The organism is Pseudomonas sp. MIACH, assembly GCF_001269925.1.
Lineage (GTDB): Bacteria > Pseudomonadota > Gammaproteobacteria > Pseudomonadales > Pseudomonadaceae > Aquipseudomonas.
Map to the genome: position 1 here is coordinate 44,718 of NZ_LHVO01000012.1, position 25,369 is coordinate 70,086.

Here is a 25,369-nt window from a genome sequence, read left to right on the forward strand (position 1 = left end):
ACGGGCTCGTTTCCTTTCGCAAGTTCGCAAAGTTCATATCAGACCGCAACCACAACGATGGCGCCGATCACCAGCACGGCACCGACTGCCATGGACGCTGCATACCAACGCAACTGGCCAGTCTCGCTGCGGCTCAGGGCGTTGTGACCGGCCTTGGCGGCGCGCGGGATCAAACCGATGGTCTGGTCGAGCGGGTCTTTGCGCAGCACGTGGCTGATCGCAAGGTAAGGTTTGACGAACAGTTTGTCGTAGATCCAATCGAAGCCCCAGGCAGCAAACCACCAGGCCGAGAGGAAACGGCCAATGCCACTGTTGGCCACGGCGGTCACGAAGCGACGCTTGCCGAGGAACAGCAGGGCGGCCAGCAGGATACCGGCGAGGGCAATGGCACCCGAGGCGATTTCCAGGCTGTGCTTGGCGGCGCCGCCGGCATGGCCAGCGCTTTCCGGCAGGACACCGGCCAGTGGCGGGGTGATCATGGCGCCGATGAAGGTCGACAGGATGATCAGCACCGACAGTGGCAACCAGTGGGAGATGCCATGGCCTGCGTGGGCTTCGGTCTTGGCTTCACCGTGGAAGGTGATGAAGATCAGGCGGAAGGTGTACAGCGAGGTCATGAACGCGCCCACCAGGCCGGCGTACAGCAGGTTCTGGTTACCGCTGGCAAACGCTTCCCAGAGGATTTCGTCCTTGGAGTAGAAACCGGCGGTCACCAGCGGCAGGGCTGCCAGGGCGGCACCACCGACGATGAAGCTGGCGTAGGCCAGTGGCAGTTTCTTCCACAGGCCGCCCATCTTGAAGATGTTCTGCTCGTGGTGGCAGGCAACGATCACCGCACCGGAGGCCAGGAACAGCAGGGCCTTGAAGAAGGCGTGGGTCATCAGGTGGAAGATCGCCGCGTCCCAGGCGCCGACGCCCAGGGCCAGGAACATGTAGCCGATCTGGCTCATGGTCGAGTAGGCGAGGATACGCTTGATGTCGGTCTGCACCAGCGCGGCGAAGCCGGCCAGTACCAGGGTCACGCCGCCGACGATGCCCACCAGGTGCAGGATGTCCGGCGCCAGGGTGAACAGGCCGTGGGTACGGGCGATCAGGTAGACACCGGCGGTAACCATGGTTGCGGCGTGGATCAGTGCCGATACCGGGGTAGGGCCGGCCATCGCATCCGCCAGCCAGGTTTGCAGCGGCAGTTGCGCCGATTTACCCACGGCGCCGCCCAGCAGCATGAGGGTCGCCAGGGTGATCCAGAAGTCGCCGACCTGGAATTTCTGCGGTGCCAGCACCAGCAGTTCCTGGATGTTCAGCGTGCCCACCTGTTGGAACAGGATGAACAGGCCGATGGCCATGAACACGTCGCCGATCCGCGTGACGATAAATGCCTTGAGCGCCGCGTTACCGTTGTTGCGGTTGCTGTAGTAGAAACCGATCAACAGGTACGAGCACAGACCCACGCCTTCCCAGCCGAAGTACAGGAACAACAGGTTATCGCCGAGCACCAGGAACAGCATGCTGGCGATAAACAGGTTGGTGTACGAGAAGAAGCGCGAGTAGCCCGCTTCACCGCGCATGTACCAGGACGCGAACAGATGGATCAGGAAGCCCACACCCACCACCACGCCGAGCATGGTGATCGACAGGCCGTCGACGTAGAGGGCGAAGTTGGGCTTGAAGCCTTCCACCGACATCCACTGCCACAGCACTAAGGTGTAGTGACCGCCTTCCGGCGGCGCCACGTTGAATTGCCAGATGACGTAGGCGGCCACGATGGCCGACAGGCCAATGGAGCCCACACCGATCAGGGCAGAAAGGTTTTCCGACCAGCGTCCGCGAGAGAACGACAGCAGCAGGAAACCGATCAGGGGAAATACGAAAGTCAGAAAGATCATGTTCATCCGCGCATCTCACTGGCAGCGTCGATATCAAGCGTGTGGAAGCGACGATACAGTTGCAGCAGGATCGCCAGGCCGATACTGGCCTCGGCGGCTGCCAGGCTGATCACCAGGATGAACATGACTTGTCCATCCGGCTGGCCCCAACGTGCACCTGCCACGATGAAGGCCAGTGCCGCAGCGTTCATCATGATTTCCAGGCTCATCAACACGAACAGAATGTTACGGCGAACCATCAGGCCGACCAGGCCAAGGCAGAACAGGATGCCGGCGACCGCCAGACCATGCTCCAAAGGGATAGCAGGCATCGTCATTGCTCCTTGGCTTCGTTGCGGCCCAAGTGGAAGGCGGTGATGGCTGCGGCGAGCAGCAGCATCGAAGCCAGTTCGACCACCAGCAGGTACGGGCCGAACAGGCTGATGCCCACGGCTTTGGCGTCCACGGTGGTGTGGCCGATGGCCTGGCCGCTCTGGTGAGCGAACAGCACATACAGCAGTTCACCCAGCAGCAGCGCTGCGAGGACAACCGGGCCGAGCCAGATGCCGGGCTTGAGCCAGACGCGTTCCTGGGCGACCGAAGCCGGCCCGAGGTTGAGCATCATCACCACAAACACGAACAGCACCATGATGGCGCCGGCGTAGGCGATCACTTCGAGCACACCGGCGAACGGTGCGCCGAGGCTGAAGAAGGTCATGGCCACGGCGATCAGCGAAATGATCAGGTAGAGCAGGGCGTGCACGGGGTTGGTGTTGGTGATCACGCGAAGCGTAGACACCACTGCAATACCCGATGCGAAATAGAAAGCGAATTCCATCTTTCTTCCTTAAGGCAGCAAGCTCTTCACGTTGATCGGCTCGGCTTCGTTTTGTGCGGCGCCTTTCGGCTTACCGGCAACGGCCATACCTGCAACACGATAGAAGTTGTAATCAGGGTTTTTACCGGGACCAGAGATCAGCAGATCTTCTTTCTCGTACACCAGGTCCTGACGTTTGAACTCGGCCATCTCGAAATCCGGTGTGAGCTGGATCGCGGTGGTCGGGCAAGCTTCCTCGCAGAGGCCGCAGAAGATGCAGCGCGAGAAGTTGATGCGGAAGAAGTCCGGGTACCAGCGACCGTCTTCGGTTTCAGCTTTCTGCAGGGAGATGCAACCCACCGGGCACGCCACGGCGCACAGGTTGCAGGCTACGCAACGCTCTTCGCCATCGGGGTCGCGGGTCAGCACGATGCGGCCGCGATAGCGCGGCGGCAGGTACACCGCTTCTTCCGGGTATTGCAGGGTGTCGCGCTTGCGGAAGCCGTGACCGAACACCATCACCAGGCTTCGCAACTGGGTACCGGTACCCTTAACGATGTCGCCAATATATTTGAACATGGGTCAAATCCTCACTGAACCGCGCCCGCTGGCGTGTTCAACAACACAACGGCAGCAGTCACCAGCAAATTGATCAGGGTCAGCGGCAGGCAGAAGCGCCAGCTGAAATCCATCACCTGGTCGTATCGTGGACGCGGAATGGAAGCGCGCAGCAGGATAAACAGCATGATGAAGAACGCGGTCTTCAGGAAGAACCAGAAGAACGCCAACTGCGGCAGGATGCCGAACGGACCGTGCCAGCCGCCGAAGAACAGCGTGACCAGCAGGGCCGAGATCAAGATGATGCCGATGTATTCACCGACGAAGAACATGCCCCATTTCATGCCGGCGTATTCAATGTGGTAACCGTCGGCCAGTTCCTGTTCTGCTTCCGGCTGGTCGAATGGGTGACGGTGAGTCACGGCCACGCCAGCGATGAAGAAGGTACAGAAGCCGAAGAACTGCGGAATGATGAACCACAGGTTCTGCGCCTGGTACTCGACGATGTCGCGCATGTTGAACGAGCCGACCTGCACCACGATGCCCATCAGCGCGAGGCCCATGAACACTTCGTAGGACACGGTCTGGGCCGAGGCCCGCAGGCTGCCCAGCAGGGCGAACTTGTTGTTACTGGCCCAACCGGCGAACAGCACCGCGTAGACCGACAGGCCGGCCATGGCGAAGAAGAACAGCAAGCCGATGTTCAGGTCCGCCACACCCCAGGTCGGGGTGATCGGGATGATTGCGAAGGCAATCAGCAAGGCGCTCATGGCCACGACCGGTGCCAGGGTGAAGATCACCTTGTCGGCAAACGGCGGGGTCCAGTCTTCCTTGAAGAACATTTTCAGCATGTCGGCAGCGATCTGGAACATACCGAACGGGCCAACGCGGTTCGGGCCGTAACGGTCCTGCCACCAGCCCAGCAGGCGACGTTCGACGAAGCTGAGCAGGGCGCCCGCAACGACCACGGCCAACAGGATCACGATGGCCTTGACGACCGAGATGATCACGTCGATCACTTCAGGGGTGAACCAGGTCATTGCGCTGCCTCCTGCAGACCGTCAACGGTTTTGCCAAAGATCGCCGGCGGGATACCGGCGAGGCCTTTAGGCAGGGCAACCAGGCCAGCACCCAACTCTTCGTTGATGCGCAGCGGCAGACGCAGGGTCTGGCCGGCCACGGTCAAGCTGAGCAGGGCACCGTCGTTGACGCCCAGGCGGTCGGCTTCGGACTTGGCCACGGACACGTAGGCTTCTGGAATGCGCTCTTGTACCGGCGCGGCCTTGGAAGAGGTCTCTTCGCTGCCGAACAGGTGGAAGAACGGCACGACCTGCCAGGTGCCCTGGGCCGGGTTGAACGGACGCGGTACCGCAGCGAACCAGTTCAGCGAGTCGCCCTGGGTTTCGATCAGGCGGGTGCCCGGGTCGCCAGCGCGGATATGCCCACCGACTTCGTCCTGGAACTTGTTCCAGGCCTGTGGCGAGTTCCAGCCCGGCGACCAGGCAAACGGCACCTGCTGACGTGGCTCGACCGAACCCGAGTAACCTTCCATGGAGAAGGCGAACGCGGTGTCGTTGTCTTGCGGCGTACGTGGTTCGTGCACGCTGATGTCGGCGCGCATGGCGGTCCGGCCGGAGTAACGCAGCGGTTCACGGGCAAGTTTCAGGCCCTTGATGCGGAACGCGGCGGACGGTGCGGCGTCGACGATACGCGCCAGCTGCGGCGCGCTCGCGGCGGCTGCGGCGGTGACGTGGTCGAGCTGGGTCCAGTCGATCGGCTGGTTCAGCAGGGTCGCGCGCAGGGCATGCAGCCAACGCCAGCCTTCGTGAACCAGGATGCTGGCGTCCATGTACTTCGGATCGAACACCTGGAAGAAACGCTGGGCGCGGCCTTCCTGGCTGACCAGGGTACCGTCGCCTTCGGCGAAGGTGGCGGCTGGCAGCACCAGGTCGGCACGCTCGCTGGTGGCAGTCTTCTGGTGGTCGGCGACGATCAGGACCTTGGCGGCGTTCAACGCGGCGTCAACCTTGGCGGCGTCGGTGCGGGTGTACAGGTCGTTTTCCAGCACCACGATCGCATCGGCAGCGCCGTCGATCACGGTTTGCAGGGCGGCGTCCAGGGACTCGCCGCCGAGCATGGCCAGGCCGAGGCTGTTGGCTTCCGGCACGACCAGGCTGATGGAACCGTTCTTGTCGCGCAGCTTCAAGGCCTTGGCGATGTTGGCGGCGGCTTCGATCAAGGCCTTGGAACCCAACGAGGTGCCGGCAATGATCAATGGACGCTTGGCCGCCAACAGGGCGTCGGCAATGCGTTGGGCCAGTTCGAGGGCTTCAGTGTCCAGGCCTTCGACGGCAGGGGCGCTGGCGTCGAGGGCGTGGGCCACGGCGAAACCGATGCGGGCCAGGTCGTCCGGTGCGGCGTGGACGCATTCTTCGGCGATGTCGTCGAGCTTGGTTTCGGCCAGGCTGGCGATAAACAGCGGGTTCAGCGCGTGCTGGCCGATGTTTTTCACCGCAGCGTCGAGCCAAGGTTGTACGCGCATGGCGTCGGCCATCTCTTCGGCCTTGCCTTTGACCGACTGACGCAGGGACAGCGCGATACGCGCGGCGGTCTGGGTCAGGTCTTCACCGAGCACGAAGATGGCGTCGTGGTCTTCGATGTCGCGCATGTTCGGCACTGGCAGCGGGCTGTCGTTCAGTACCTGCAGGACCAGGCGGATGCGCTCCAGTTCACCGGCTTCGATACCGGAGTAGAAGTGCTCGGCGCCCACCAGTTCGCGCAACGCGTAGTTGCTTTCGAGGCTGGCGCGGGGCGAGCCGATACCGACGATGTTGCGGCCGCGCAGCAGGTCGGCGGCTTTATCCAGCGCCGCGTCCAGGCTCAGCTTGGCGCCATCGGCCAGCAGTGGCTGGCGAGGGCGGTCTTCGCGGTTGACGTAGCCATAGCCGAAACGGCCACGGTCGCACAGGAAGTACTGGTTGACCGAACCGTTGAAGCGGTTTTCGATGCGACGCAGTTCGCCGTAGCGCTCGCCCGGGGAGATGTTGCAACCGCTGGAGCAGCCATGGCAGATGCTCGGCGAGAACTGCATGTCCCACTTACGGTTGTAGCGCTCGGAGTGGGTCTTGTCGGTGAACACACCGGTCGGGCAGACCTCGGTGAGGTTGCCGGAGAACTCGCTTTCGAGCACGCCGTCTTCAACGCGACCGAAGTACACGTTGTCGTGGGCGCCGAATACGCCGAGGTCGGTGCCGCCGGCGTAGTCTTTATAGAAGCGTACGCAGCGGTAGCAGGCGATGCAGCGGTTCATCTCGTGGGAAATGAACGGGCCCAGTTGCTGGTTCTGGTGGGTACGCTTGGTGAAGCGATAACGGCGCTCGTTGTGGCCGGTCATCACCGTCATGTCTTGCAGGTGGCAGTGACCGCCTTCCTCACAGACCGGGCAGTCGTGGGGGTGGTTGGTCATCAGCCATTCGACAACGCTGGCGCGGAACGCCTTGGATTCATCATCGTCGATGGAGATCCAGGTGTTGTCGGTGGCTGGGGTCATGCAGGACATGACGATACGACCACGGGTGTCGTTTTCGTCGGTGTACTGCTTGACCGCACACTGGCGACAGGCACCGACGCTACCAAGCGCGGGGTGCCAGCAGAAATACGGGATGTCGAGGCCGAGCGACAGACATGCCTGTAACAGGTTGTCCGCCCCATCGACTTCGAGCGCTTTGCCGTCTACGTGGATAGTGGCCATGGTTCAAAGTTCTTCGTTGGCCCGTTGTCAGCGGGCGTGGCTAATGGAATCTTGTTGTTCATGTGCATCTACACAGCCTTGATGGCGTCAGCACATGAGCAGGCTTGGGGCACGGACCCTTCGCCTGTTTAAGCGTTACGCGCCGACTACGATCGGCCTTGCCAGAGGCGGGACGGCGGCGCTGGTAGGCGCGATGCCGGCTTCGAACTCCGAGCGGAAGTATTTGATTGCGCTGCCCAATGGCTCCACGGCGCCCGGTGCGTGAGCACAGAAGGTCTTGCCTGGGCCAAGGAAACCGACCAGGCCCAGCAGGGTTTCGATATCACCCTCGCGGCCCTCGCCATTTTCCAGGGCCATCAGCAGCTTGACGCTCCACGGCAAACCGTCGCGGCAGGGGGTGCAGAAGCCGCAGGATTCGCGGGCAAAGAACTGCTCCATGTTGCGCAGCAGCGAGACCATGTTCACGGTGTTGTCCACCGCCATCGCCAGGCCGGTACCCATCCGGGTGCCCACCTTGCCGATGCCGCCGGCATACATCTGTGCGTCGAGGTGCTCGGGCAACAGGAAGCCGGTGCCGGCGCCGCCTGGCTGCCAGGCCTTGAGGGTGTAGCCGTCGCGCATGCCACCGGCGTAGTCCTCGAACAGCTCGCGTGCGGTCACGCCGAACGGCAATTCCCACAGGCCCGGATTCTTGACCTTGCCGGAGAAGCCCATGAGCTTGGTGCCCATGTCTTCACTGCCTTCACGGGCCAACGATTTGTACCAGTCCACGCCGTCGGCGATGATCGCCGGCACGTTGCACAGGGTCTCGACGTTGTTCACGCAGGTCGGCTTGCCCCATACGCCCACGGCGGCAGGGAAGGGCGGCTTGGAGCGCGGGTTGGCGCGGCGGCCTTCGAGGGAGTTGATCAGTGCGGTTTCTTCACCGCAGATGTAACGCCCGGCGCCGGTGTGCACGAACAGTTCGAAGTCAAAACCCGAACCGAGGATGTTCTTGCCCAGCAGGCCTGCAGCCTTGGCTTCTGCCACGGCACGGTTGAGGTGCTTGGCGGCGGTGGTGTATTCGCCGCGCAGGAAGATGTAGCCACGGTAGGTTTTCAGCGCGCGGGCGCTGATCAGCATGCCTTCGATCAGCAGATGGGGCAGTTGCTCCATCAGCATGCGGTCTTTCCAGGTGTTGGGTTCCATTTCATCCGCGTTGCACAGCAGGTAGCGGATGTTGATGGATTCATCTTTGGGCATCAGGCCCCACTTCACGCCCGTGGGGAAGCCTGCACCGCCGCGACCCTTGAGGCCGGCGTCCTTCACGGTCTGGACGATGTCGTCCTGGGCCATGTCGGCGAAGGCCTTGCGCGCAGCGGCGTAGCCGTTCTTGGCCTGGTACTCGTCAAGCCATACCGGCTCGCCGTCGTCACGCAGGCGCCAGGTCAGCGGGTGGGTTTCGGCCGAACGCTTGATCAGGTTGGCCGGGCCGAAGGAAGTCAGGGTCATGGGTAGCCCTCGAGCAATTGGGTCACGCCAGCAGGCTGCACGTCACCGAATGTGTCGTCGTCGATCATCAACGCCGGCGCCTTGTCGCAGTTGCCCAGGCAGCACACCGGCAGCAGCGTGAAGCGGCCGTCCGCAGTGGTCTGGCCGAGGCCGATGCCCAGCTTGGCCTGGATTTCGCTGACCACTGATTCGTGGCCACCGATGTAGCAGACCATGCTGTCGCACACGCGAATGATGTGGCGGCCGACCGGCTGGCGGAAGATCTGGCTGTAGAACGTCGCCACGCCTTCAACGTCGCTGGCGGGGATGCCGAGGATCTCGCCGATGGCGTAGAGGGCGCCGTCCGGCACCCAGCCACGTTCCTTCTGGACGATCTTCAAGGCTTCGATCGACGCCGCGCGCGGGTCTTCGTAGTGATGCAGCTCGTGCTCGATGGCCGAGCGCTCGGTTTCACTGAGGGTGAAACGGTCTGTCTGGATAAGCGTGCTGTTCATGCTTAGCGGTCCACGTCGGCCATAACGAAATCGATACTACCCAGGTACGCAATCAAGTCCGCGACCATCTCGCCTTTGATCACCGAAGGGATCTGCTGCAAGTGGGCGAAGCTTGGGGTACGAATCCGGGTGCGGTAGCTCATGGTGCCGCCATCGCTCGTCAGGTAATAACTGTTGATACCCTTGGTCGCTTCGATCATCTGGAAGGATTCGTTGGCCGGCATTACCGGACCCCACGAAACCTGCAGGAAGTGCGTGATCAGGGTTTCGATGTGCTGCAGCGTGCGCTCTTTCGGCGGCGGCGTGGTCAGCGGGTGATCCGCCTTGTACGGGCCGGCCGGCATGTTGCGCATGCACTGCTCGATGATCTTCAGGCTCTGGCGCATTTCTTCGACGCGCACGATGCAACGGTCGTAGGCATCGCCATTGGCCGCCAGCGGTACTTCGAACTCGAAGTTCTCGTAGCCGGAATAGGGGCGCGCTTTACGCAGGTCGAAGTCGCAACCGGTCGAACGCAGGCCGGCACCGGTGACGCCCCATTCCAGGGCCTCTTTGGTGTTGTAGGCAGCGACGCCGATGGTCCGGCCCTTGAGGATGCTGTTATCCAACGCAGCTTTTTGGTACTCGTCCAGACGCTTGGGCATCCAGTCGATGAATTCCTTGACCAGGCGTTCCCAGCCATTGGGCAGGTCGTGGGCGACACCGCCGATGCGGTACCAGGCCGGGTGCAGGCGGAAACCGGTGATGGCTTCGATGACCTTGTAGGCGCGCTGACGGTCGGTGAAGGTGAAGAACACCGGGGTCATGGCGCCGACGTCCTGGATATAGGTACCCAGGAACAGCAGGTGGCTGGTGATCCGGAAGAACTCGGCCATCATGATGCGGATGGTGTCGACGCGGTCCGGGACCTTGATGCCGGCCAGCTTCTCGACCGAGAGTACGTACGGCAGGTTGTTCATCACGCCGCCGAGGTAGTCGATACGGTCGGTGTACGGGATGAAGCTGTGCCACGACTGACGCTCGGCCATCTTCTCGGCACCACGGTGGTGGTAGCCGATGTCCGGTACGCAGTCGACGATTTCTTCGCCGTCCAGTTGCAGGATGATGCGGAAGGCACCGTGGGCCGAAGGGTGGTTCGGGCCCAGGTTGAGGAACATGTAGTCCTCGTTGGTGCCGGAACGCTTCATGCCCCAGTCTTCCGGACGGAAGCGCGCGGCCTCTTCTTCAAGCTGCTGCTTGGCGAGGTTGAGGCTGAACGGGTCGAATTCGGTGGCGCGGGCAGGGAAGTCCTTGCGCAGCGGGTGACCTTCCCAGGTCGGCGGCATCATGATGCGGGTCAGGTGCGGGTGGCCCGGGAAGTCGATACCGAACATGTCCCAGACTTCGCGCTCGTACCAGCTGGCGTTGGGCCAGATGCCGGTGACGGTCGGGATGCTCAGGTCGCTCTCGGACAGTGCGACCTTGATCATCACGTCGCTGTTACGTTCCAGCGACATCAGGTGATAGAACACGGTGAAATCGGCGCCGCTCGGCAGCCCCTGGCGCTTGGTGCGCAGACGCTCGTCCACGCCATGCAGGTCATAGAGCATGACGTACGGCTTGGGCAGGTTGCGCAGGAAGGTCAGGACTTCGACGAGCCTGGCGCGCGCCACCCACAGCACCGGCATACCGGTGCGTGTGGCCTGGGCGGTGAAGGCGTCAGGGCCAAAACGGTTATTGAGTTCGACGACCACATCCTGGTCGTCTGCCTTATAAGGCGGGATGTACAGAGCACTGCCTGTAGTCATGGTTTTTTATCGCTTTCGGTCAACGTAAAGAATGAAGCCAGGTTTTCGTTCTATAAAAGAAGCGGTGCTGGATCAGACTTCGTCGGGGCTGCGCAGGTTGGTGACTGCGATTCGCTGTTCGCGGCGCTGTTCCTTTTGCGACGGCATCTCGGCGCGGTACACGCCTTGATCGCCGACGACCCAGGAAAGCGGGCGACGCTCCTTGCCAATCGATTCCTGCAACAGCATCAAGCCTTGCAGGAATGCTTCTGGGCGGGGCGGGCAGCCAGGCACGTAGACGTCCACGGGCAGGAACTTGTCCACCCCCTGAACCACGGAGTAGATGTCGTACATGCCACCGGAGTTGGCGCACGAACCCATGGAGATAACCCACTTCGGTTCGAGCATTTGCTCGTAGAGACGCTGAATGATCGGCGCCATCTTGATAAAGCAGGTACCGGCGATAACCATGAAATCCGCCTGGCGCGGTGATGCCCGGATAACTTCGGCGCCAAAGCGCGCGATGTCGTGGGGCGCCGTGAAGGCGGTGGTCATTTCCACGTAGCAGCACGAAAGACCGAAGTTGTACGGCCACAGGGAGTTCTTACGTCCCCAGTTGACCGCGCCACTCAGCACGTCTTCCAGCTTGCCCATGTAGATGTTTTTGTGGACTTGGTCTTCTAACGGATCGGAAACGGTTTCCCGTTCGCCGATGGGGTACTGCTCGTTAGGAGCATCCGGGTCGATCCTGGTGAGATTGTATTGCATCGCCAAAGCCTCATTGTTTCAGCTTCGCTTGCCGCTTACGACGAGCTTCCGGAGCCCAGTCAAGGGCGCCCACTCGAAATAGGTAGACAAGGCCTGCCAACAGAATTGCTATGAAAACGAGGGCTTCGACGAATCCGGTCCAGCCGCTTTCGCGGACGGACACAGACCAGGCAAAGAGAAAGAGGGCTTCGATGTCGAAGATCACGAAGAGCATCGCGACCAGATAGAATTTGGCTGAGAGCCGCAAGCGGGCGCCACCTGTAGGTAGCATGCCGGACTCGAACGGTTCATTTTTGCTGCGGCCCCAGGCTTTTGACCCGAGGAGGCTGGAGACGCCGAGCATGAAGGCGCAAAGGCCGACAACACCGAGGAGGAAAATGGCAAAGCCCCAGTTGTGGGCCATGAGTCCTGTCGCTTCGGTCATGCTGGAAATCCTTAACAGAGAGCAAAGGTCTCTGAGCTCGAAAAAGTAACGATGCAGTGACGATATGTCGCACTGCAATCAATCGCGGTGATTTTATGGCTAAACACCGGGCAAGTAAAATTCCTATAGCGAAATTATTCGATGGAATAAGCACATAGTGCACCTTCTTGGGGCTGTAGCCCTTGCGGGACGGGCATTAGCGGGCGTTTGATCAATTGTGTTTTGTTTAACCTGCAACGAAGTTTTCATGTTCCAAATGATAATGAATATTGTTTGCGCGGGGTTTAAGCGATTGTTTCTCATGCAGCGGGGTAAGTTGCCGTTACTTGCTTGATTAGCGCTAGTTGCCGGAGCGGATCTTTTAACCGATTTATCTGCAGCGAATACCGCTCTGGATCAAGGTTTTGTACAAAATCTTCAGGTTGCGTGCGTTCCCTTGTGGGAGGGGAAAGCCCCCTCCCACATTTTGCCCTTATTGAATCAGTGAGATGTGCACCGGCAAAAAAACGCCCCGAACCAGTCGGGGCGTGATTGTCGTGCGGCACTGCGGTTAGCTCTTTAACGGGTCCGCAGTGGCCGTGTACTCACATCGATCAGTGGAACTGTTCTTCTTCGGTCGAACCGGTCAGCGCGGTCACGGACGAGGTGCCGCCCTGGATCACGGTGGTCATGTCGTCGAAGTAGCCGGTGCCCACTTCCTGCTGGTGGGCCACAAAGGTGTAGCCCTTGGCGGCGTCAGCGAATTCCTGCTCCTGCAGCTTCACGTAGGCGGTCATGTCGTTGCGGGCGTAGTCGTGCGCCAGGTTGAACATGCTGTGCCACATGTTGTGAATGCCGGCCAGGGTGATGAACTGGTGCTTGTAGCCCATGGCGGACAGTTCGCGCTGGAACTTGGCGATGGTCGCGTCGTCCAGGTTTTTCTTCCAGTTGAAAGAAGGCGAGCAGTTGTAGGACAGCAGTTGGTCCGGGTATTCCTTCTTGATCGCTTCGGCAAAGCGACGGGCTTCGTCCAGGTCCGGCTTGGCGGTTTCGCACCAGATCAGGTCGGCGTACGGCGCGTAGGCCAGGCCACGGGCGATGGCCTGGTCGAGACCGGCGCGCACTTTGTAGAAACCTTCCTGGGTGCGTTCGCCGGTTACGAACGGCTGGTCGTACGGGTCGCAGTCTGAAGTCAGCAGGTCCGCAGCGTTGGCGTCGGTACGGGCCAGGATGATGGTTGGCGTGCCGGCAACGTCAGCCGCCAGACGGGCAGCAGTCAGCTTCTGTACAGCTTCCTGGGTCGGTACCAGTACCTTGCCGCCCATGTGGCCGCATTTTTTCACCGATGCCAGTTGGTCTTCGAAGTGCACGCCGGCAGCGCCAGCTTCAATCATGCTCTTCATCAGTTCGTAGGCGTTCAGTACGCCGCCGAAACCGGCTTCGGCGTCAGCCACGATGGGTGCGAAGTAGTCGATGTAGCCTTCGTCGCCCGGGCCTTTACCGGCTTTCCACTGGATCTGGTCGGCACGACGGAACGAGTTGTTGATGCGCTTGACCACGGTTGGCACGGAGTCCACCGGGTACAGCGATTGGTCGGGGTACATGGATTCAGCGGAGTTGTTGTCCGCTGCCACTTGCCAGCCGGACAGGTAGATCGCCTGGATGCCGGCTTTCACCTGTTGAACTGCCTGGCCGCCAGTGAGGGCGCCCATGCAGTTGACGAAATCTTTCTCGGGGCGGAAGGATGGCTTGGCACCTTGGGTGACCAGCTTCCACAGCTTCTCGGCGCCGAGTTTTGCAAAGGTGTGCTCAGGTTGAACCGAGCCGCGCAGGCGGACGACGTCAGCAGCGGAATAAGCGCGGGTCACGCCTTTCCAGCGTGGGTTTTCAGCCCAGTCTTTTTCGAGGGCTGCAATTTGCTGTTCGCGTGTCAGTGCCATGGGGGAAAACCTCGTCGCATAGGTCTAGGTGGAAAATTCCATTTGCCAGCCACGGAGTGAATGCGTGGTTATGGCTGCTCGCTGACCAGAAGCTTAGGTGTTCAAGTCAAGTTCGGCGGGGTAGGCGACGGGATGAACGATGGCTCAAAGGGGAGTTGAGCAGGTAAGGGCGAACTGCGAACGGTCTTCGGGCGTCGTGGGCCTTTGTACGATCCATCAGTGTGTAGCCGGGTTACCTGGTTAGCTTCCGTCCCTCGGGACAACTTCGTTCCAGTCGCAACCTCGTCAAACACACCTTGTGGGCGGTACAGACACGAATCGGCTCAGGTGGGTAGCTTGGAGCGTCGATCCGAAGGCCCTTGCCAGGGCCCCTGATTAGCGGGAGCGAGGCCATCATGCCCATGCTTTTTTGGATCGTCAAATGTTTTGTAGTGCTTTTTTTCAGGCACTACATCTTTAGTCTAATAAGACTCATCAGTCAGTTTTTGGTGCTTCAGTTCAGGGTGTCGACCTTAACCCGTAATGTCAGGTCATCACGGCCCTGAGTAGAGTAGCTGCGGGTTGTAGAGGATTTGTCGGCCTGGGTCTTACGGTTGATGCCGGCAAGGGGGATCCATTCGCCAAGGCGCCCGCTGACGGTTGTGTCGGTGCTTTGCACATTCACTACATCAGGACGTTCCTGGCTCATGCGGTCACGGTTGGTACTGATCGCCAGATGCACGGTCTCGCCGGTGACGCTGGCGGTGACGTAGAAGCCCTGGGTTACGTTGCGATACTGGGTCTGGTTCTGCGCACGACCGTAGGCGTCGGGCTGGGTGGTGGTCAGTGGCACGCTCTGGCCGACCTGGATCAGCGCGGGTACGCCTTCGCTGGCCTGGATCTGCTGGATGCCGCCGTCGCGGCTGGCGGTGCCGTAGCTGATGATGCGGGTCTGGCTGTCGCCGCTGTTCTGCTGGTTGTTTTCGTTGGTATCGACGGTGATCAGCAGGCGCTTGGCCGGTGTGTCCAGTTGGGCAAGCAGTGCGCGCAGGTCCTGGATCTTGGCGGGGGCGGCGTTGACAATAAGCTGATTGCCGTAGGCGCTGACGGTGCCGTCCTTGCCGATGAAGTTCTGGGCCACGGGGAGCAGGTCGGTGCTGGTGCGGTTGCTCAGGTTGACGACTTCGGTGTCGGCCATGGCCGAGCAACTGGCGGTCAGGAGGAGGGCGGTGAGCAGGGTGCGTAGGGACATGTCCGTGATCTCTGCGAGTCATTTGGGCTTGATAGTGCCAGTTTGTCGGCCTGGTGGGTCGCAAGTTGAATCGTAGACGGCAAAATGCCCTGGCATGGCAGGGCATTGTTGGTGTTGCTGAAATAGCTATCGGTGGCAGCGACGCGGTCTCGAATCAGTCCCCGCGCACCATATCGACATGGGGAATCCCGACTTCCAGGAATTCCCCGCTGACGATCTTGAAGCCCAGTCGCTCATAGAACGGCGCCGCATAGACCTGCGCGCTGAGGAACTGTCTGGTCTGGCCGCGTTGCTCGGCCACGCCAATCACCGCCTCCATCAGCTTGTCGCCGACCTTCAGCCCGCGCCAGTCCTTGAGGACCGACACGCGGCCGATCTCGCCGCTGGGCAGCAGGCGTGCGGTACCAATCGGAAAGTCGCCTTCGAATGCAAGGAAATGCACTGCGTCTGCGTCGTCCGCGTCCCACTCCAGCTCGGGTGGGACCGATTGTTCAGCGATAAACACCGCTTCACGAATGCGCCGAATCTCGGCGATATCCTTTTGCCAGTCCGCGACACTTACGTGAATCTTATTCATCGGCAAACCCCAGGCTTCCTTGCTTGACCAGCTCGCACAGCAGGTCGCGGGCGTCTTCGTCCAACAGCCATTCGCCGAGGTTTTCGGCGTGCAGGGCATCGGCGGCGCAGACCAGTTTCAGCAGTTCGCGCAGTTTGCCCGGCAGGTAACGGCTCTGGCCGCTGGCGAACAGCAAAACGTCATCGTCGACTTCCGACCAGGCCATGCGCGCGCTTGGGTTGCGCACCAGGATCGCGCCGTCTTGCAGGCTGTTGATGAAGTCGTCTTCGCCCAGCTCTTCGCCCGCCACCAGTTCCGGATAACGCGGCTCGGTCATGAACTGGCCGAACCAGGTCAGCAGCATGCGCTCGTCGCTCATGTGTTCGGCCAGCAGGCTCTTGAGACGGTCGAGAGCGTCGCTCTGGATCTGGTGCGGGTCGCTGACCGGCTGCGCGTCGGCATCGGTGTAGCGCTCTTCGTCGGTCAGGTACTGGGCGAGGAAGTCGGTGAAGTGGGTCAGCACTTCAGCGGCGCTTGGGGCGCGAAAGCCCACCGAGTACGTCATGCAGTCATCTTCGGCGATGCCGAAATGCGCCAGGCGTGGCGGCAGGTAGAGCATGTCGCCCGGTTCCAGCACCCATTCGGCGCTTTCTTCGAATTCGGCGAGGATGCGCAGGTCGGCGTGTTGCAGCAGCGGGCTTTCGGAGCTGCACATCTGGCCGATCTTCCAGTTGCGCTTGCCTTGGGCTTGCAGCAGGAATACGTCGTAGTTGTCGAAGTGCGGACCTACGCTGCCGCCGGGTGCGGCAAAGCTGATCATCACGTCGTCGATGCGCCAGCTTGGCAGGAAGCGGAACTGTTCCAGCAGCTCGGCCACTTCTGGCACGAACTGGTCGACCGCCTGTACCAGCAGGGTCCACTCGCGCTCAGGCAGGGTGCTGAAGGCGTCTTCGGCGAACGGGCCGCGGCGCAGTTCCCACGGACGCTCGCCGTGTTCGATCACCAGGCGCGATTCGACTTCTTCTTCCAGGGCCAGGCCTGCGAGCTCGTCGGCGTCGATCGGGCTTTCGAAGTCAGGGATCGCCTGGCGGATCAGCAGCGGTTTTTTCTGCCAGTAGTCGCGCAGGAATTCCCGTGCCGTGATGCCGCCCAGAAGTTGAAGAGGGATATCAGGATTCATGTGTAACCTATTGAAAAAAAGCACTTTTCAGACTGGAATAAAAACGCCCGGCGCGGCCGGGCGTCTCAAGGGGGCTTGCGCGAATCAGATGCGCTTGGCTTGCTCTACAGCGTTGCCGATGTAGTTGGCCGGGGTGAGCAGTTTCAGCTCGGCCTTGGCCGCGGCTGGCATGTCCAGGCCGTCGATGAAAGTTTGCAGTGCTTCAGGGCTGATGCCCTTGCCACGGGTCAACTCTTTCAGTTTTTCGTAAGGGTTTTCGATGTTGTAGCGGCGCATCACGGTCTGGATCGGCTCGGCCAGCACTTCCCAGCAAGCGTCCAGGTCAGCGGCGATTTTCTGCGCGTTGAGTTCCAGTTTGCTGATGCCTTTGAGGCTGGCTTCGTACGCGATCACGCTGTGGGCAAAACCCACGCCGAGGTTGCGCAGTACGGTGGAGTCGGTCAGGTCGCGCTGCCAGCGGGAGATCGGCAACTTGCTGGCCAAATGCTGGAACAGGGCGTTGGCGATGCCGAGGTTGCCTTCGGAGTTTTCGAAGTCGATCGGGTTGACCTTGTGCGGCATGGTCGACGAACCGATTTCACCGGCAATGGTGCGCTGCTTGAAGTAGCCCAGGGAGATGTAGCCCCAGATATCGCGATCGAAGTCGATCAGGATGGTGTTGAAGCGCGCAATGGCGTCGAACAGCTCGGCAATGTAGTCGTGCGGTTCGATCTGCGTGGTGTACGGGTTGAAGCCCAGGCCCAGCTCGTCTTCGATGAAGGCGCGGGCGTTGGCTTCCCAGTCGATCTCCGGGTAGGCCGACAGGTGGGCGTTGTAGTTGCCGACAGCGCCGTTGATCTTGCCCAGCAGTGGGACTGCGGCGACTTGAGCGATCTGGCGCTCCAGGCGGTACACCACGTTGGCGAGTTCTTTGCCCAGGGTAGTCGGCGAAGCGGGCTGGCCGTGGGTGCGCGACAGCATCGGTACGTCGGCGAAACGGATGGCCAGCTCACGGATGGCTTCGGCGGTCTGGCGCATCAGCGGCAGCATCACGTCATCACGGCCTTCGCGCAGCATCAGGGCGTGGGACAGGTTGTTGATGTCCTCGCTGGTGCAGGCAAAGTGGATGAATTCGCTGACCTGGGCCAGTTCCGGCAGCTTGGCCGCCTGCTCCTTGAGCAGGTATTCGATGGCTTTGACGTCGTGGTTGGTGGTGCGCTCGATCTCTTTCACACGCTCGGCGTGCTCCAGGGAGAAGTTTTCCGCCAGGGTATTGAGCACAGCGTTGGCTTCGGCGGAGAACGCCGGCACTTCGCTGATGGCGGGGTGAGCGGCCAGGCGCTGGAGCCAGCGCACTTCAACCAGTACACGAGCACGGATCAAGCCGTATTCGCTGAAAATAGGGCGCAGGGCCTGGGTTTTGCCGGCGTAGCGGCCGTCAACAGGGGAAACCGCAGTGAGCGAAGAGAGCTGCATGGGGTGTTCTCGGACAGTCGGGCAACGAAATGGGGCGCGTATCATACATGAAAAAATTCGCCGGTCCGTTGCCAACTGACCGGCGTATTACGCGTAACGGCTTGAAAATAGCCTGTTGGTGCGACTTATTCGTTGCGCATCAACGGGTAAAGCTCTTTGAGCAATTTGCGTCGGCTGATCACCAACTGCCAACGATGGCCGCCCAATTGTCGCCACAACCGTGCCGAACGAATACCGGCGAGCAGCAGTGCGCGGATTTTCGAGGCGTTGTTCGGTTGCTGCAGGTTGCGCATGTCGCCGTGCACCTGGATGCGCTGGCGCAAGGTGCTCAGGGTGTCCTGGTACAGCGCACCACAGGCGGCGATCACGTTTTCGTGGGCCGGGCCGAAGTGTTCTACCTGGGACTGGATCTGTGGCAGGCGTTTGCCGATGGTTTCCAGCATGTCTTCGCGCTTGGCCAGTTGACGCTCGAGGCCAAGCATCGACAGGGCGTAGCGCAGCGGCTCGCGCTGCAGGGTGCTGGGGTCGCGCTCCAGGGCGCCGATCAGGGCGCGATAACCTTCACGCAGTGCGAGGTCGTCGCCGCCGTAGACTTCCAGGGTGTCCTTGGGGTCGCGGATCAGCAGGCTGCCGAGCATGCAGGTCAGGCCGGCTTCGGTGACCTGGCCGGTCTTGGCGATCTTGTCCACGAGCACGGCGGAGAGAAATACCCCGCCGAGTGCCGTCAATTGCTCCTGGGTCGGGCTCATGCCGGGTTGCTCCAGGCTTCGGCGACTTCAATCACGCCGCCGCCCAGGCAGATTTCGCCGTCATAGAACACCACGGACTGGCCAGGAGTGACCGCGCGTTGCGGGTCATCAAAGGTGGCGCGGTAGCCCGTCGCGGTTTTTTCCAGGGTGCAGGGCTGGTCGCTCTGGCGATAGCGCACCTTGGCCGTCAGGCGGCGCGGGGTGCTCAGGTCGATCGGGTTGACCCAATAGATCTCCGAGGCCAGCAGCGCGCCGGAGAACAGCAGCGGGTGTTCATTGCCCTGGCCGACGATCAGCACGTTGTGTTCCAGGTCCTTGACCAGCACGTACCACGGCTCTTCGCCAGCGTCCTTCAGGCCGCCGATGCCCAGGCCCTGGCGCTGACCGATGGTGTGGTACATCAGGCCGTGGTGACGGCCGATCACTTCACCCTCGGTGGTCTTGATCTCACCCGGCTGCGCCGGCAGGTACTGCTTGAGGAAGTCGCTGAAGCGGCGCTCGCCGATAAAGCAGATCCCGGTGGAATCCTTCTTCTTTGCGGTCGCCAGGCCGTGTTGCTCGGCGATCCTGCGCACTTCGGGCTTTTCCAGCTCGCCCACCGGGAACAGGGTCTTGGCGATCTGTTCACCGCCGACGGCGTGCAGGAAGTAGCTCTGGTCCTTGTTCGGGTCCAGGCCCTTGAGCAGTTCGGTGCGGCCATCGATGTCGCGACGGCGCACGTAGTGGCCAGTGGCAATCAGGTCGGCGCCAAGGACCATGGCGTAGTCGAGGAACGCCTTGAACTTGATTTCGCGGTTGCACAGGATGTCCGGGTTCGGCGTGCGACCGGCCTTGTATTCGGCCAGGAAGTGCTCGAACACGTTGTCCCAGTACTCGGCGGCGAAGTTGGCGGTGTGCAGCTTGATACCGATCTTGTCGCACACGGCCTGGGCGTCCGCCAGGTCGTCCATGGCGGTGCAATATTCCGTTCCATCGTCTTCTTCCCAGTTCTTCATGAACAGGCCTTCCACCTCATAACCCTGCTCCATGAGCAGAACGGCGGAAACGGAAGAATCCACGCCGCCGGACATGCCGACGATGACGCGCTTCTTTTGTGTGTCAGAAGGGGCTGGATCACGCATAGGGTTTCAACGGGTGTCTTGAAAAAGGACGCGATTCTAGCAGGCCTGGGCCCGCAAGGCTAAAGAGAAGGGCGGATCAATTCCAGACTGTGACGCTGGCCGGCCAGATAATCATCGATACAGCGGATGATCAGCTCGCTGCGCCAGTCGTCGCGCACGGCCATCAGCTCGTCACGGCTCAGCCAGCGGGCGCGCACGATGCCTTCGTCAAGCTGATAGTCCGGGTGGTGTTTCAAGGCCTTGGCGGTGAAGCATACCCGTTGGTAGGTCACGCCGTTGCTGGGGGCGGTGTACAGGTAGATGCCGACGATGCCCGTAGCTTCCACGTCCCAGCCGGTTTCCTCGAGGGTTTCGCGCACGGCGGCCTCGGTCAGGGTTTCATGTGGGTCGAGGTGGCCGGCGGGCTGATTGAGCACGGCGCGGCCGCCCTTGAGTTCTTCGACCATCAGGAACTTGCCGTTGTCTTCGACGATGGTGGCGACGGTGATGTGGGGTTGCCAGGTCATGGGATGCCTCTCGATTCTGAATGCAGCGCAGTCTTGGAGCAGGATTACAGTCAGTGCGGGAGGGGGGGGGGCTCCCACAAGGATGATGCATAAGCAATCTGCATGATGCGCCTGACATTTTATGATTTTACCGATTTCAGCGCCTGGCGCAGCTTATCTCTCCAGAGCCCTCAGTTTGGAGAGTGTCATGAACCCGATTGCCGATAGAAGCTACGAAGTGCGCCTTACATCGCCACTGCCCATTGCCTTCATCCTGCTGTGGAGTTCCGGCTACATCGGCGGTGCGTTCGGTGTGCGTTATGGCGAGCCCTTCACCATGACGTTCTATCGGTTTGCCCTGGCTGCCCTGGTGTTCCTGGGCGTTGCACTCGCCATCAAGGCGCAATGGCCTAAACGACTTGCCCCCTACCTCCATGCTGCGACAGTGGGGCTGCTGTTGCAGGCCCTGCAGTTCGGCGGCCTTTACACCGGCATCAGCCAAGGCGTTCCCGCAGGGCAGGCGGCATTGATCGTCGGGCTGATGCCGGTGTTCGTGGTGATCGGTGCCTATTTCTGCCTGGGTGAACAATTGAGCTGGCGCGACCTGCCGGGTTCGATCCTGGGTGTTGGCGGCGTGGCCATCGTCGTGGCCAGCAGCTTTTTTGGCTCCGAGGCGTCAGTGGGTGGTTACGGCGCGGTGGGCTTGGCGCTATTGGGTATCACGCTTGGCACGCTCTACCAGAAGCGCTTTCTTGGCGGGGTGAATCTATGGGTGGGGTGTTTCATTCAGATGGTCGCAGCGTCGTTGGTCATGTTGCTGCTGGCATACACCACCGAAACCATGCAGGTCACCGAGTGGGTTCCATTCGCAGCGTCGGTGGCCTGGATCACGCTGATGAACTCCGTGGGTGCGCTGACGCTGCTGTATTTGATGATTCGACGCGGGGAGGCGAGTAGGGCGACGAACTTGTTTCATGTTATTCCGGCTGTCACGCAGATCATGGCGTCGTTGGTGATGAGTGAGGTGCCGAGTGGGGTGGCGATTGTAGGGTTTGTTGTTTCAGGGGCAGGGGTTTATTGGATGAATCATGTGCGCGCCAAGTAGGTAGTCTTGACAGGTATAGCGGGCGCCTTGCACTAATGGCGGGGAATAATTACTCACTCGCATGGGTGTGTCATGAGAGTCAATCTTGATATTCAGTCGCTGCGCAGTTTTCTCAAGGTCGCAGAACTGGGCAGTTTCACCCGCGCCGCGCAGGCGTTGAGCCTGACTCAGCCGGCAATCAGTCAGCAGATTCGGCGACTTGAGGATTTGCTGGGTGTCGATCTTTTTGCCCGCGACAACCGTCAGGTGCTGCTCACCCTTGAAGGGGAGCGCCTGACCGGCTATGCCCAGCAGATGGTCAGCGTCAATGACAAGGTGGGGAGTCTGTTTGATGCCAGTCGCACTCAAGAGTCGGTGACGCTGGGTATTCCCGAATATTTCAGCGAGGAAATCCTGCAGCGCATTATTCCGGCTGTGGCGCTGGAATTACCCTCGGTGCGCATTGTGGTCAAGGTAGCGCGCTCTATGCTGCTCGCGGAGGCGTTCAGTGAAGGGCGAATCGATATTGGCCTGATGATTGATGAGTTGCCAAAAGTCGCTGGCGTGCCCTTACATGCACTTTCGTTGATGTGGCTGGGTGGCGAGTGTGCGGCAGCTCCCATGGAAGGGCAGGAAGTTTCGCTGGCCCTGTTCAAGGCGCCCTGTGTGTTCAGGAGCCTGGCGATTCGGCGTTTGGAGGAAAGTGGCATCAGCTGGCGCTGCGTGTATGAGTCTGAAGACTTGATGTCGCTGCGTTCAGCGGTCCAGGCGGGAGTCGGTGTGACGCTTTTGCCCTGGTTTGCCCAGGTGCCGGGCTTGAAAAACGTCGAAGCGCTCGCGCATTTGCCTGCGCTGCCGGGGTTTGGGGTCGAACTCAAGCAGAGGGCGGGCTGGGAGCCTTGGTACAAGCCGCAGTTGCTGGCGATTATCGAGGCCGCGTGGCGCGAGGAGTACGGGGTTGCATAAGCCCTGAAAACACAAACCCCGGCACTTGGCCGGGGTTTGTGATGCATCCTTACAACCTTACTTCAACTTGGCAATCGCCGCGTTGAGGGTGTTGCTTGGGCGCATGGCCTTGCTGGTCAGCTCTGGGTTCGGCGCGTAGTAGCCGCCGATGTCCACTGGCTTGCCCTGTACGGCATTGAGCTCGGCAACGATGGTTGCTTCGTTCGCGGCCAGGGTTGTGGCCAGTTCGCCGAACTGCGCTTGCAGTGCAGTGTCTTCGGTCTGGGCGGCCAGGGCTTGGGCCCAGTACAGCGCCAGGTAGAAGTGGCTGCCGCGGTTGTCGATGTTGCCGACTTTGCGCGATGGCGACTTGTTGTTGTCGAGGAACTGGCCGGTGGCCTGATCCAGGGTCTTGGACAGTACCAGGGCTTTCGGGTTGTTGTACGTCACACCCAAATGCTCGAGGGAAGCGGCCAGGGCCAGAAACTCGCCCAGGGAGTCCCAACGCAGGAAGTTTTCTTCCAGCAGTTGCTGTACGTGCTTCGGTGCCGAGCCGCCGGCGCCGGTTTCGAACAGGCCACCGCCATTCATCAGCGGTACGATCGACAGCATCTTGGCGCTGGTGCCCAGTTCCATGATCGGGAACAGGTCGGTCAGGTAGTCGCGCAGTACGTTGCCGGTCACCGAAATGGTGTCCAGGCCCTTGCGGGTACGTTCCAGGGTGAACTTCATCGCGTCGACCGGCGACATGATGCGGATGTCCAGGCCTTCGGTGTTGTGGTCTTTCAGGTAGGCCTGAACTTTCTCGACCACGACGCCGTCGTGAGCGCGCTGTGGGTCCAGCCAGAAGATGGCCGGGGTGTTGCTGGCGCGAGCACGATTGACGGCGAGTTTGACCCAGTCCTGGATCGGCGCGTCTTGGGTCTGGCACATGCGGAAGATGTCGCCCGCCTCGACTTTCTGTTCCATCAGCAGGTTGCCCTTGCTGTCGGTCACGCGGACGACGCCGTCAGCCTTAACCTGGAAAGTCTTGTCGTGGGAGCCGTACTCTTCGGCTTTTTTTGCCATCAGGCCAACGTTTGGCACGCTGCCCATGGTGGTAGGGTCGAAGGCGCCGTTAGCCTTGCACTCTTCGATCACTGCCTGGTAGATGGTCGCATAGCAGCGATCCGGGATCACGGCCTTAGTGTCGTGCAGCTGGCCGTCGGTGCCCCACATTTTGCCGGAGTCACGGATCATCGCTGGCATCGAGGCGTCGACGATCACGTCGCTCGGCACGTGCAGGTTGGTGATGCCTTTGTCTGAGTTGACCATCGCCAGGGAAGGGCGAGCGGCGTAGACCGCCTGGATGTCAGCTTCGATCTGCGCCTGTTGCTCGGCCGGCAGGGCCTTGATGCGAGCGTACAGGTCGCCGATGCCGTTGTTCAGGTTGAAGCCGATCTGTGCCAGCACGTCTGCGTGCTTGGCCAGGGCGTCTTTATAGAACTCGGCAACGATCTGGCCGAACATGATCGGGTCGGAGACCTTCATCATGGTGGCTTTCAGGTGGACCGACAGCAGTACGCCTTGTTTCTTGGCGTCTTCGATTTCAGCGGCGATGAAGCTGCGCAGGGCTTTCTTGCTCAGTACTGCGCTGTCGATGATTTCGCCGGCCTTTACGCTGGTCTTTTCTTTCAGGACGGTGGTGGTGCCGTCTTGAGCGATCAGCTCGATTTTGACAGCGTCAGCAGCTTCGATCTGTACGGCTTTTTCGCTGCCGTAGAAGTCGCCGTTGCTCATGTGGGCAACGTGGGATTTGGAGTCGGCAGCCCAGGCGCCCATTTTGTGCGGGTGCTTGCGAGCATAGTTCTTGACCGACAGCGGTGCGCGGCGATCGGAGTTGCCTTCGCGCAGTACCGGGTTCACGGCGCTGCCCTTGACCTTGTCGTAACGTGCACGGGTTTCTTTTTCCGCGTCGGTGGTTACGGTTTCCGGGTAGTCCGGCAGGGCGTAGCCCTGGGCCTGCAGTTCCTTGATCGCCGCCTGCAGTTGCGGGGTCGAGGCACTGATGTTAGGCAGCTTGATGATGTTAGCTTCAGGCGTAACGGCCAGGTCGCCCAGTTCGGCGAGGTGGTCCGCGATAGCCTTGTCGCCCAGTTGCTCGGGGAAGCTTGCGAGGATGCGCCCTGCGAGGGAGATGTCGCGGGTTTCCACGGCAATATCAGCGGAAGCGGTGAAGGCCTCTACGATAGGCAGCAGTGAATAGGTGGCGAGGGCTGGGGCTTCGTCGGTGAAGGTGTAGATGATCTTCGAGCGGGTGGGCATATTCGGATTAACTCTCTTCTTTGCTGAAAGCGTGCGCAGAAACTCGAGATGCGCCGGGTGGAGCGCGTTCGTTCAAAGTCATCCATGAGCGAAAGGTCGAGGTTTCTTCGCGGTGATGTTGGGTTGCATCAGTCGAGCGTCAAGCGGGTGGACTATTGTATTAGTCCTGCTTTGTAGCGGAAGGCATTGTTCTAGAGCGGTCCGCCGTCGTGACTCTTTGGTCAGCGGCGGCATTATACATAGGTCGCTATGCTTACGCCGAGCCTTCATACAAAAGGTGTGTCGTCCATTGGTCTAAAGGTCGCAGGTACCGGGTTACGCCTAAAGTCGCATGATGTGCTCAAGATTGGCGCTTTTCCCTTTGCTTTCAGGCTTGTAGGCGACAATTTATGCTGTTTTCGATGCA

General features: G+C 60.8%; 22 protein-coding genes. 2 read left to right on the forward strand and 20 right to left on the reverse strand.

Annotated features, from left to right (window positions below):
- Window positions 1-38: 38 nt before the first annotated feature.
- The 19 genes from nuoL to AD670_RS03895 form a co-directional block, all read right to left on the reverse strand.
- The gene (nuoL, locus tag AD670_RS03805; protein WP_053128488.1) at window positions 39-1,892 is read right to left on the reverse strand and encodes an NADH-quinone oxidoreductase subunit L; all 1,854 of its coding nucleotides are present in this window, start codon (window positions 1,890-1,892) and stop codon (window positions 39-41) included.
- Window positions 1,889-2,197: an NADH-quinone oxidoreductase subunit NuoK gene (gene nuoK / locus AD670_RS03810; RefSeq protein WP_003174727.1), complete on the reverse strand. Its 309-nt coding sequence runs from the start codon at window positions 2,195-2,197 to the stop codon at window positions 1,889-1,891. The genes nuoL and nuoK overlap by 4 nt, the downstream gene beginning before the upstream one ends.
- Before the next feature lie 2 nt (window positions 2,198-2,199).
- Window positions 2,200-2,703, reverse strand: coding sequence for an NADH-quinone oxidoreductase subunit J (gene nuoJ / locus AD670_RS03815; RefSeq protein ID WP_003174726.1), 504 nt, complete (start codon window positions 2,701-2,703; stop codon window positions 2,200-2,202).
- Window positions 2,704-2,712: 9 nt separating this feature from the next.
- On the reverse strand, window positions 2,713-3,261 hold the full coding sequence (gene nuoI / locus AD670_RS03820; protein WP_003174725.1) for an NADH-quinone oxidoreductase subunit NuoI: 549 nt from the start codon (window positions 3,259-3,261) through the stop codon (window positions 2,713-2,715).
- Between the two features lie 11 nt (window positions 3,262-3,272).
- Window positions 3,273-4,280, reverse strand: a complete 1,008-nt coding sequence (nuoH, locus tag AD670_RS03825) for an NADH-quinone oxidoreductase subunit NuoH (protein WP_017737147.1) — start codon at window positions 4,278-4,280, stop codon at window positions 3,273-3,275.
- Window positions 4,277-6,991: an NADH-quinone oxidoreductase subunit NuoG gene (gene nuoG, locus AD670_RS03830; protein ID WP_053128489.1), complete on the reverse strand. Its 2,715-nt coding sequence runs from the start codon at window positions 6,989-6,991 to the stop codon at window positions 4,277-4,279. Before nuoG ends, nuoH begins: the two co-directional genes overlap by 4 nt.
- Before the next feature lie 135 nt (window positions 6,992-7,126).
- Window positions 7,127-8,482 (reverse strand): NADH-quinone oxidoreductase subunit NuoF, encoded by a 1,356-nt coding sequence (nuoF, locus tag AD670_RS03835; RefSeq protein WP_027606325.1) that lies wholly within the window; start codon window positions 8,480-8,482, stop codon window positions 7,127-7,129.
- A complete protein-coding gene (gene nuoE, locus AD670_RS03840) occupies window positions 8,479-8,976 on the reverse strand; it encodes an NADH-quinone oxidoreductase subunit NuoE (RefSeq protein ID WP_003232080.1) in 498 nt (165 codons plus the stop codon). The genes nuoF and nuoE overlap by 4 nt, the downstream gene beginning before the upstream one ends.
- Before the next feature lie 2 nt (window positions 8,977-8,978).
- Window positions 8,979-10,763 (reverse strand): NADH-quinone oxidoreductase subunit C/D, encoded by a 1,785-nt coding sequence (nuoC, locus tag AD670_RS03845; RefSeq protein WP_053128491.1) that lies wholly within the window; start codon window positions 10,761-10,763, stop codon window positions 8,979-8,981.
- Window positions 10,764-10,835: 72 nt separating this feature from the next.
- The gene (locus AD670_RS03850) at window positions 10,836-11,510 is read right to left on the reverse strand and encodes an NADH-quinone oxidoreductase subunit B family protein (RefSeq protein ID WP_003174719.1); all 675 of its coding nucleotides are present in this window, start codon (window positions 11,508-11,510) and stop codon (window positions 10,836-10,838) included.
- A gap of 10 nt (window positions 11,511-11,520) precedes the next feature.
- Entirely contained in the window at window positions 11,521-11,934 is a 414-nt protein-coding gene (locus AD670_RS03855) for an NADH-quinone oxidoreductase subunit A (RefSeq protein WP_003219575.1), read from the reverse strand.
- Between the two features lie 593 nt (window positions 11,935-12,527).
- A complete protein-coding gene (aceA, locus tag AD670_RS03860; RefSeq protein WP_003219577.1) occupies window positions 12,528-13,853 on the reverse strand; it encodes an isocitrate lyase in 1,326 nt (441 codons plus the stop codon).
- A gap of 493 nt (window positions 13,854-14,346) precedes the next feature.
- Window positions 14,347-15,084 carry a secretin N-terminal domain-containing protein gene (locus tag AD670_RS03865; protein WP_053128492.1) on the reverse strand — a complete coding sequence of 246 codons (738 nt, stop codon included), beginning with the start codon at window positions 15,082-15,084 and terminating at the stop codon, window positions 14,347-14,349.
- A gap of 154 nt (window positions 15,085-15,238) precedes the next feature.
- Complete coding sequence (locus tag AD670_RS03870) at window positions 15,239-15,661, reverse strand: GNAT family N-acetyltransferase (RefSeq protein WP_053128494.1); 423 nt, start codon at window positions 15,659-15,661, stop codon at window positions 15,239-15,241.
- A complete protein-coding gene (locus AD670_RS03875; protein WP_027606329.1) occupies window positions 15,654-16,820 on the reverse strand; it encodes a cupin domain-containing protein in 1,167 nt (388 codons plus the stop codon). The genes AD670_RS03870 and AD670_RS03875 overlap by 8 nt, the downstream gene beginning before the upstream one ends.
- An 84-nt stretch (window positions 16,821-16,904) precedes the next feature.
- Window positions 16,905-18,275 carry an adenylosuccinate lyase gene (purB, locus tag AD670_RS03880; protein WP_032889684.1) on the reverse strand — a complete coding sequence of 457 codons (1,371 nt, stop codon included), beginning with the start codon at window positions 18,273-18,275 and terminating at the stop codon, window positions 16,905-16,907.
- A 125-nt stretch (window positions 18,276-18,400) separates the two neighbouring features.
- Window positions 18,401-19,024, reverse strand: coding sequence for a high frequency lysogenization protein HflD (hflD, locus tag AD670_RS03885; protein WP_027606331.1), 624 nt, complete (start codon window positions 19,022-19,024; stop codon window positions 18,401-18,403).
- Window positions 19,021-20,145, reverse strand: coding sequence for a tRNA 2-thiouridine(34) synthase MnmA (mnmA, locus tag AD670_RS03890; protein WP_053128495.1), 1,125 nt, complete (start codon window positions 20,143-20,145; stop codon window positions 19,021-19,023). The genes hflD and mnmA overlap by 4 nt, the downstream gene beginning before the upstream one ends.
- Window positions 20,146-20,204: 59 nt before the next feature.
- A complete protein-coding gene (locus AD670_RS03895; RefSeq protein WP_053128497.1) occupies window positions 20,205-20,651 on the reverse strand; it encodes an NUDIX hydrolase in 447 nt (148 codons plus the stop codon).
- A 187-nt stretch (window positions 20,652-20,838) separates the two neighbouring features.
- Here AD670_RS03895 and AD670_RS03900 point away from each other — a divergent pair, with 187 nt between their 5' ends.
- Together AD670_RS03900 and AD670_RS03905 are read left to right on the forward strand one after the other, a co-directional pair.
- Window positions 20,839-21,735: a DMT family transporter gene (locus AD670_RS03900; RefSeq protein WP_053128499.1), complete on the forward strand. Its 897-nt coding sequence runs from the start codon at window positions 20,839-20,841 to the stop codon at window positions 21,733-21,735.
- A gap of 72 nt (window positions 21,736-21,807) precedes the next feature.
- Window positions 21,808-22,680: a LysR family transcriptional regulator gene (locus AD670_RS03905; protein ID WP_053128501.1), complete on the forward strand. Its 873-nt coding sequence runs from the start codon at window positions 21,808-21,810 to the stop codon at window positions 22,678-22,680.
- Window positions 22,681-22,737: 57 nt separating this feature from the next.
- Here AD670_RS03905 and AD670_RS03910 read toward each other — a convergent pair whose 3' ends face one another.
- Complete coding sequence (locus tag AD670_RS03910; RefSeq protein WP_053128504.1) at window positions 22,738-24,963, reverse strand: NADP-dependent isocitrate dehydrogenase; 2,226 nt, start codon at window positions 24,961-24,963, stop codon at window positions 22,738-22,740.
- Between the last annotated feature and the right edge of the window lie 406 nt (window positions 24,964-25,369).

Bases quoted from the DNA above. Each gene is read 5' to 3' on its own strand.
- purB (WP_032889684.1), bottom strand. From the start codon at position 18,275: ATGCAGCTCTCTTCGCTCACTGCGGTTTCCCCTGTTGACGGCCGCTAC.
- AD670_RS03895 (WP_053128497.1), bottom strand. From the start codon at position 20,651: ATGACCTGGCAACCCCACATCACCGTCGCCACCATCGTCGAAGACAAC.
- hflD (WP_027606331.1), bottom strand. From the start codon at position 19,024: ATGAGCCCGACCCAGGAGCAATTGACGGCACTCGGCGGGGTATTTCTC.
- nuoI (WP_003174725.1), bottom strand. From the start codon at position 3,261: ATGTTCAAATATATTGGCGACATCGTTAAGGGTACCGGTACCCAGTTG.
- aceA (WP_003219577.1), bottom strand. From the start codon at position 13,853: ATGGCACTGACACGCGAACAGCAAATTGCAGCCCTCGAAAAAGACTGG.
- AD670_RS03865 (WP_053128492.1), bottom strand. From the start codon at position 15,084: ATGTCCCTACGCACCCTGCTCACCGCCCTCCTCCTGACCGCCAGTTGC.
- nuoK (WP_003174727.1), bottom strand. From the start codon at position 2,197: ATGCCTGCTATCCCTTTGGAGCATGGTCTGGCGGTCGCCGGCATCCTG.
- nuoF (WP_027606325.1), bottom strand. From the start codon at position 8,482: ATGACCCTGACTTCCTTCGGCCCGGCCAACCTGATCAAGCGTTCGGCC.
- nuoC (WP_053128491.1), bottom strand. From the start codon at position 10,763: ATGACTACAGGCAGTGCTCTGTACATCCCGCCTTATAAGGCAGACGAC.
- nuoH (WP_017737147.1), bottom strand. From the start codon at position 4,280: ATGACCTGGTTCACCCCTGAAGTGATCGACGTGATCATCTCGGTCGTC.
- AD670_RS03875 (WP_027606329.1), bottom strand. From the start codon at position 16,820: ATGAATCCTGATATCCCTCTTCAACTTCTGGGCGGCATCACGGCACGG.
- AD670_RS03855 (WP_003219575.1), bottom strand. From the start codon at position 11,934: ATGACCGAAGCGACAGGACTCATGGCCCACAACTGGGGCTTTGCCATT.
- AD670_RS03870 (WP_053128494.1), bottom strand. From the start codon at position 15,661: ATGAATAAGATTCACGTAAGTGTCGCGGACTGGCAAAAGGATATCGCC.
- nuoJ (WP_003174726.1), bottom strand. From the start codon at position 2,703: ATGGAATTCGCTTTCTATTTCGCATCGGGTATTGCAGTGGTGTCTACG.
- nuoL (WP_053128488.1), bottom strand. From the start codon at position 1,892: ATGAACATGATCTTTCTGACTTTCGTATTTCCCCTGATCGGTTTCCTG.
- AD670_RS03910 (WP_053128504.1), bottom strand. From the start codon at position 24,963: ATGCCCACCCGCTCGAAGATCATCTACACCTTCACCGACGAAGCCCCA.
- AD670_RS03850 (WP_003174719.1), bottom strand. From the start codon at position 11,510: ATGCAATACAATCTCACCAGGATCGACCCGGATGCTCCTAACGAGCAG.
- AD670_RS03905 (WP_053128501.1), top strand. From the start codon at position 21,808: ATGAGAGTCAATCTTGATATTCAGTCGCTGCGCAGTTTTCTCAAGGTC.
- nuoE (WP_003232080.1), bottom strand. From the start codon at position 8,976: ATGAACAGCACGCTTATCCAGACAGACCGTTTCACCCTCAGTGAAACC.
- AD670_RS03900 (WP_053128499.1), top strand. From the start codon at position 20,839: ATGAACCCGATTGCCGATAGAAGCTACGAAGTGCGCCTTACATCGCCA.
- mnmA (WP_053128495.1), bottom strand. From the start codon at position 20,145: ATGCGTGATCCAGCCCCTTCTGACACACAAAAGAAGCGCGTCATCGTC.
- nuoG (WP_053128489.1), bottom strand. From the start codon at position 6,991: ATGGCCACTATCCACGTAGACGGCAAAGCGCTCGAAGTCGATGGGGCG.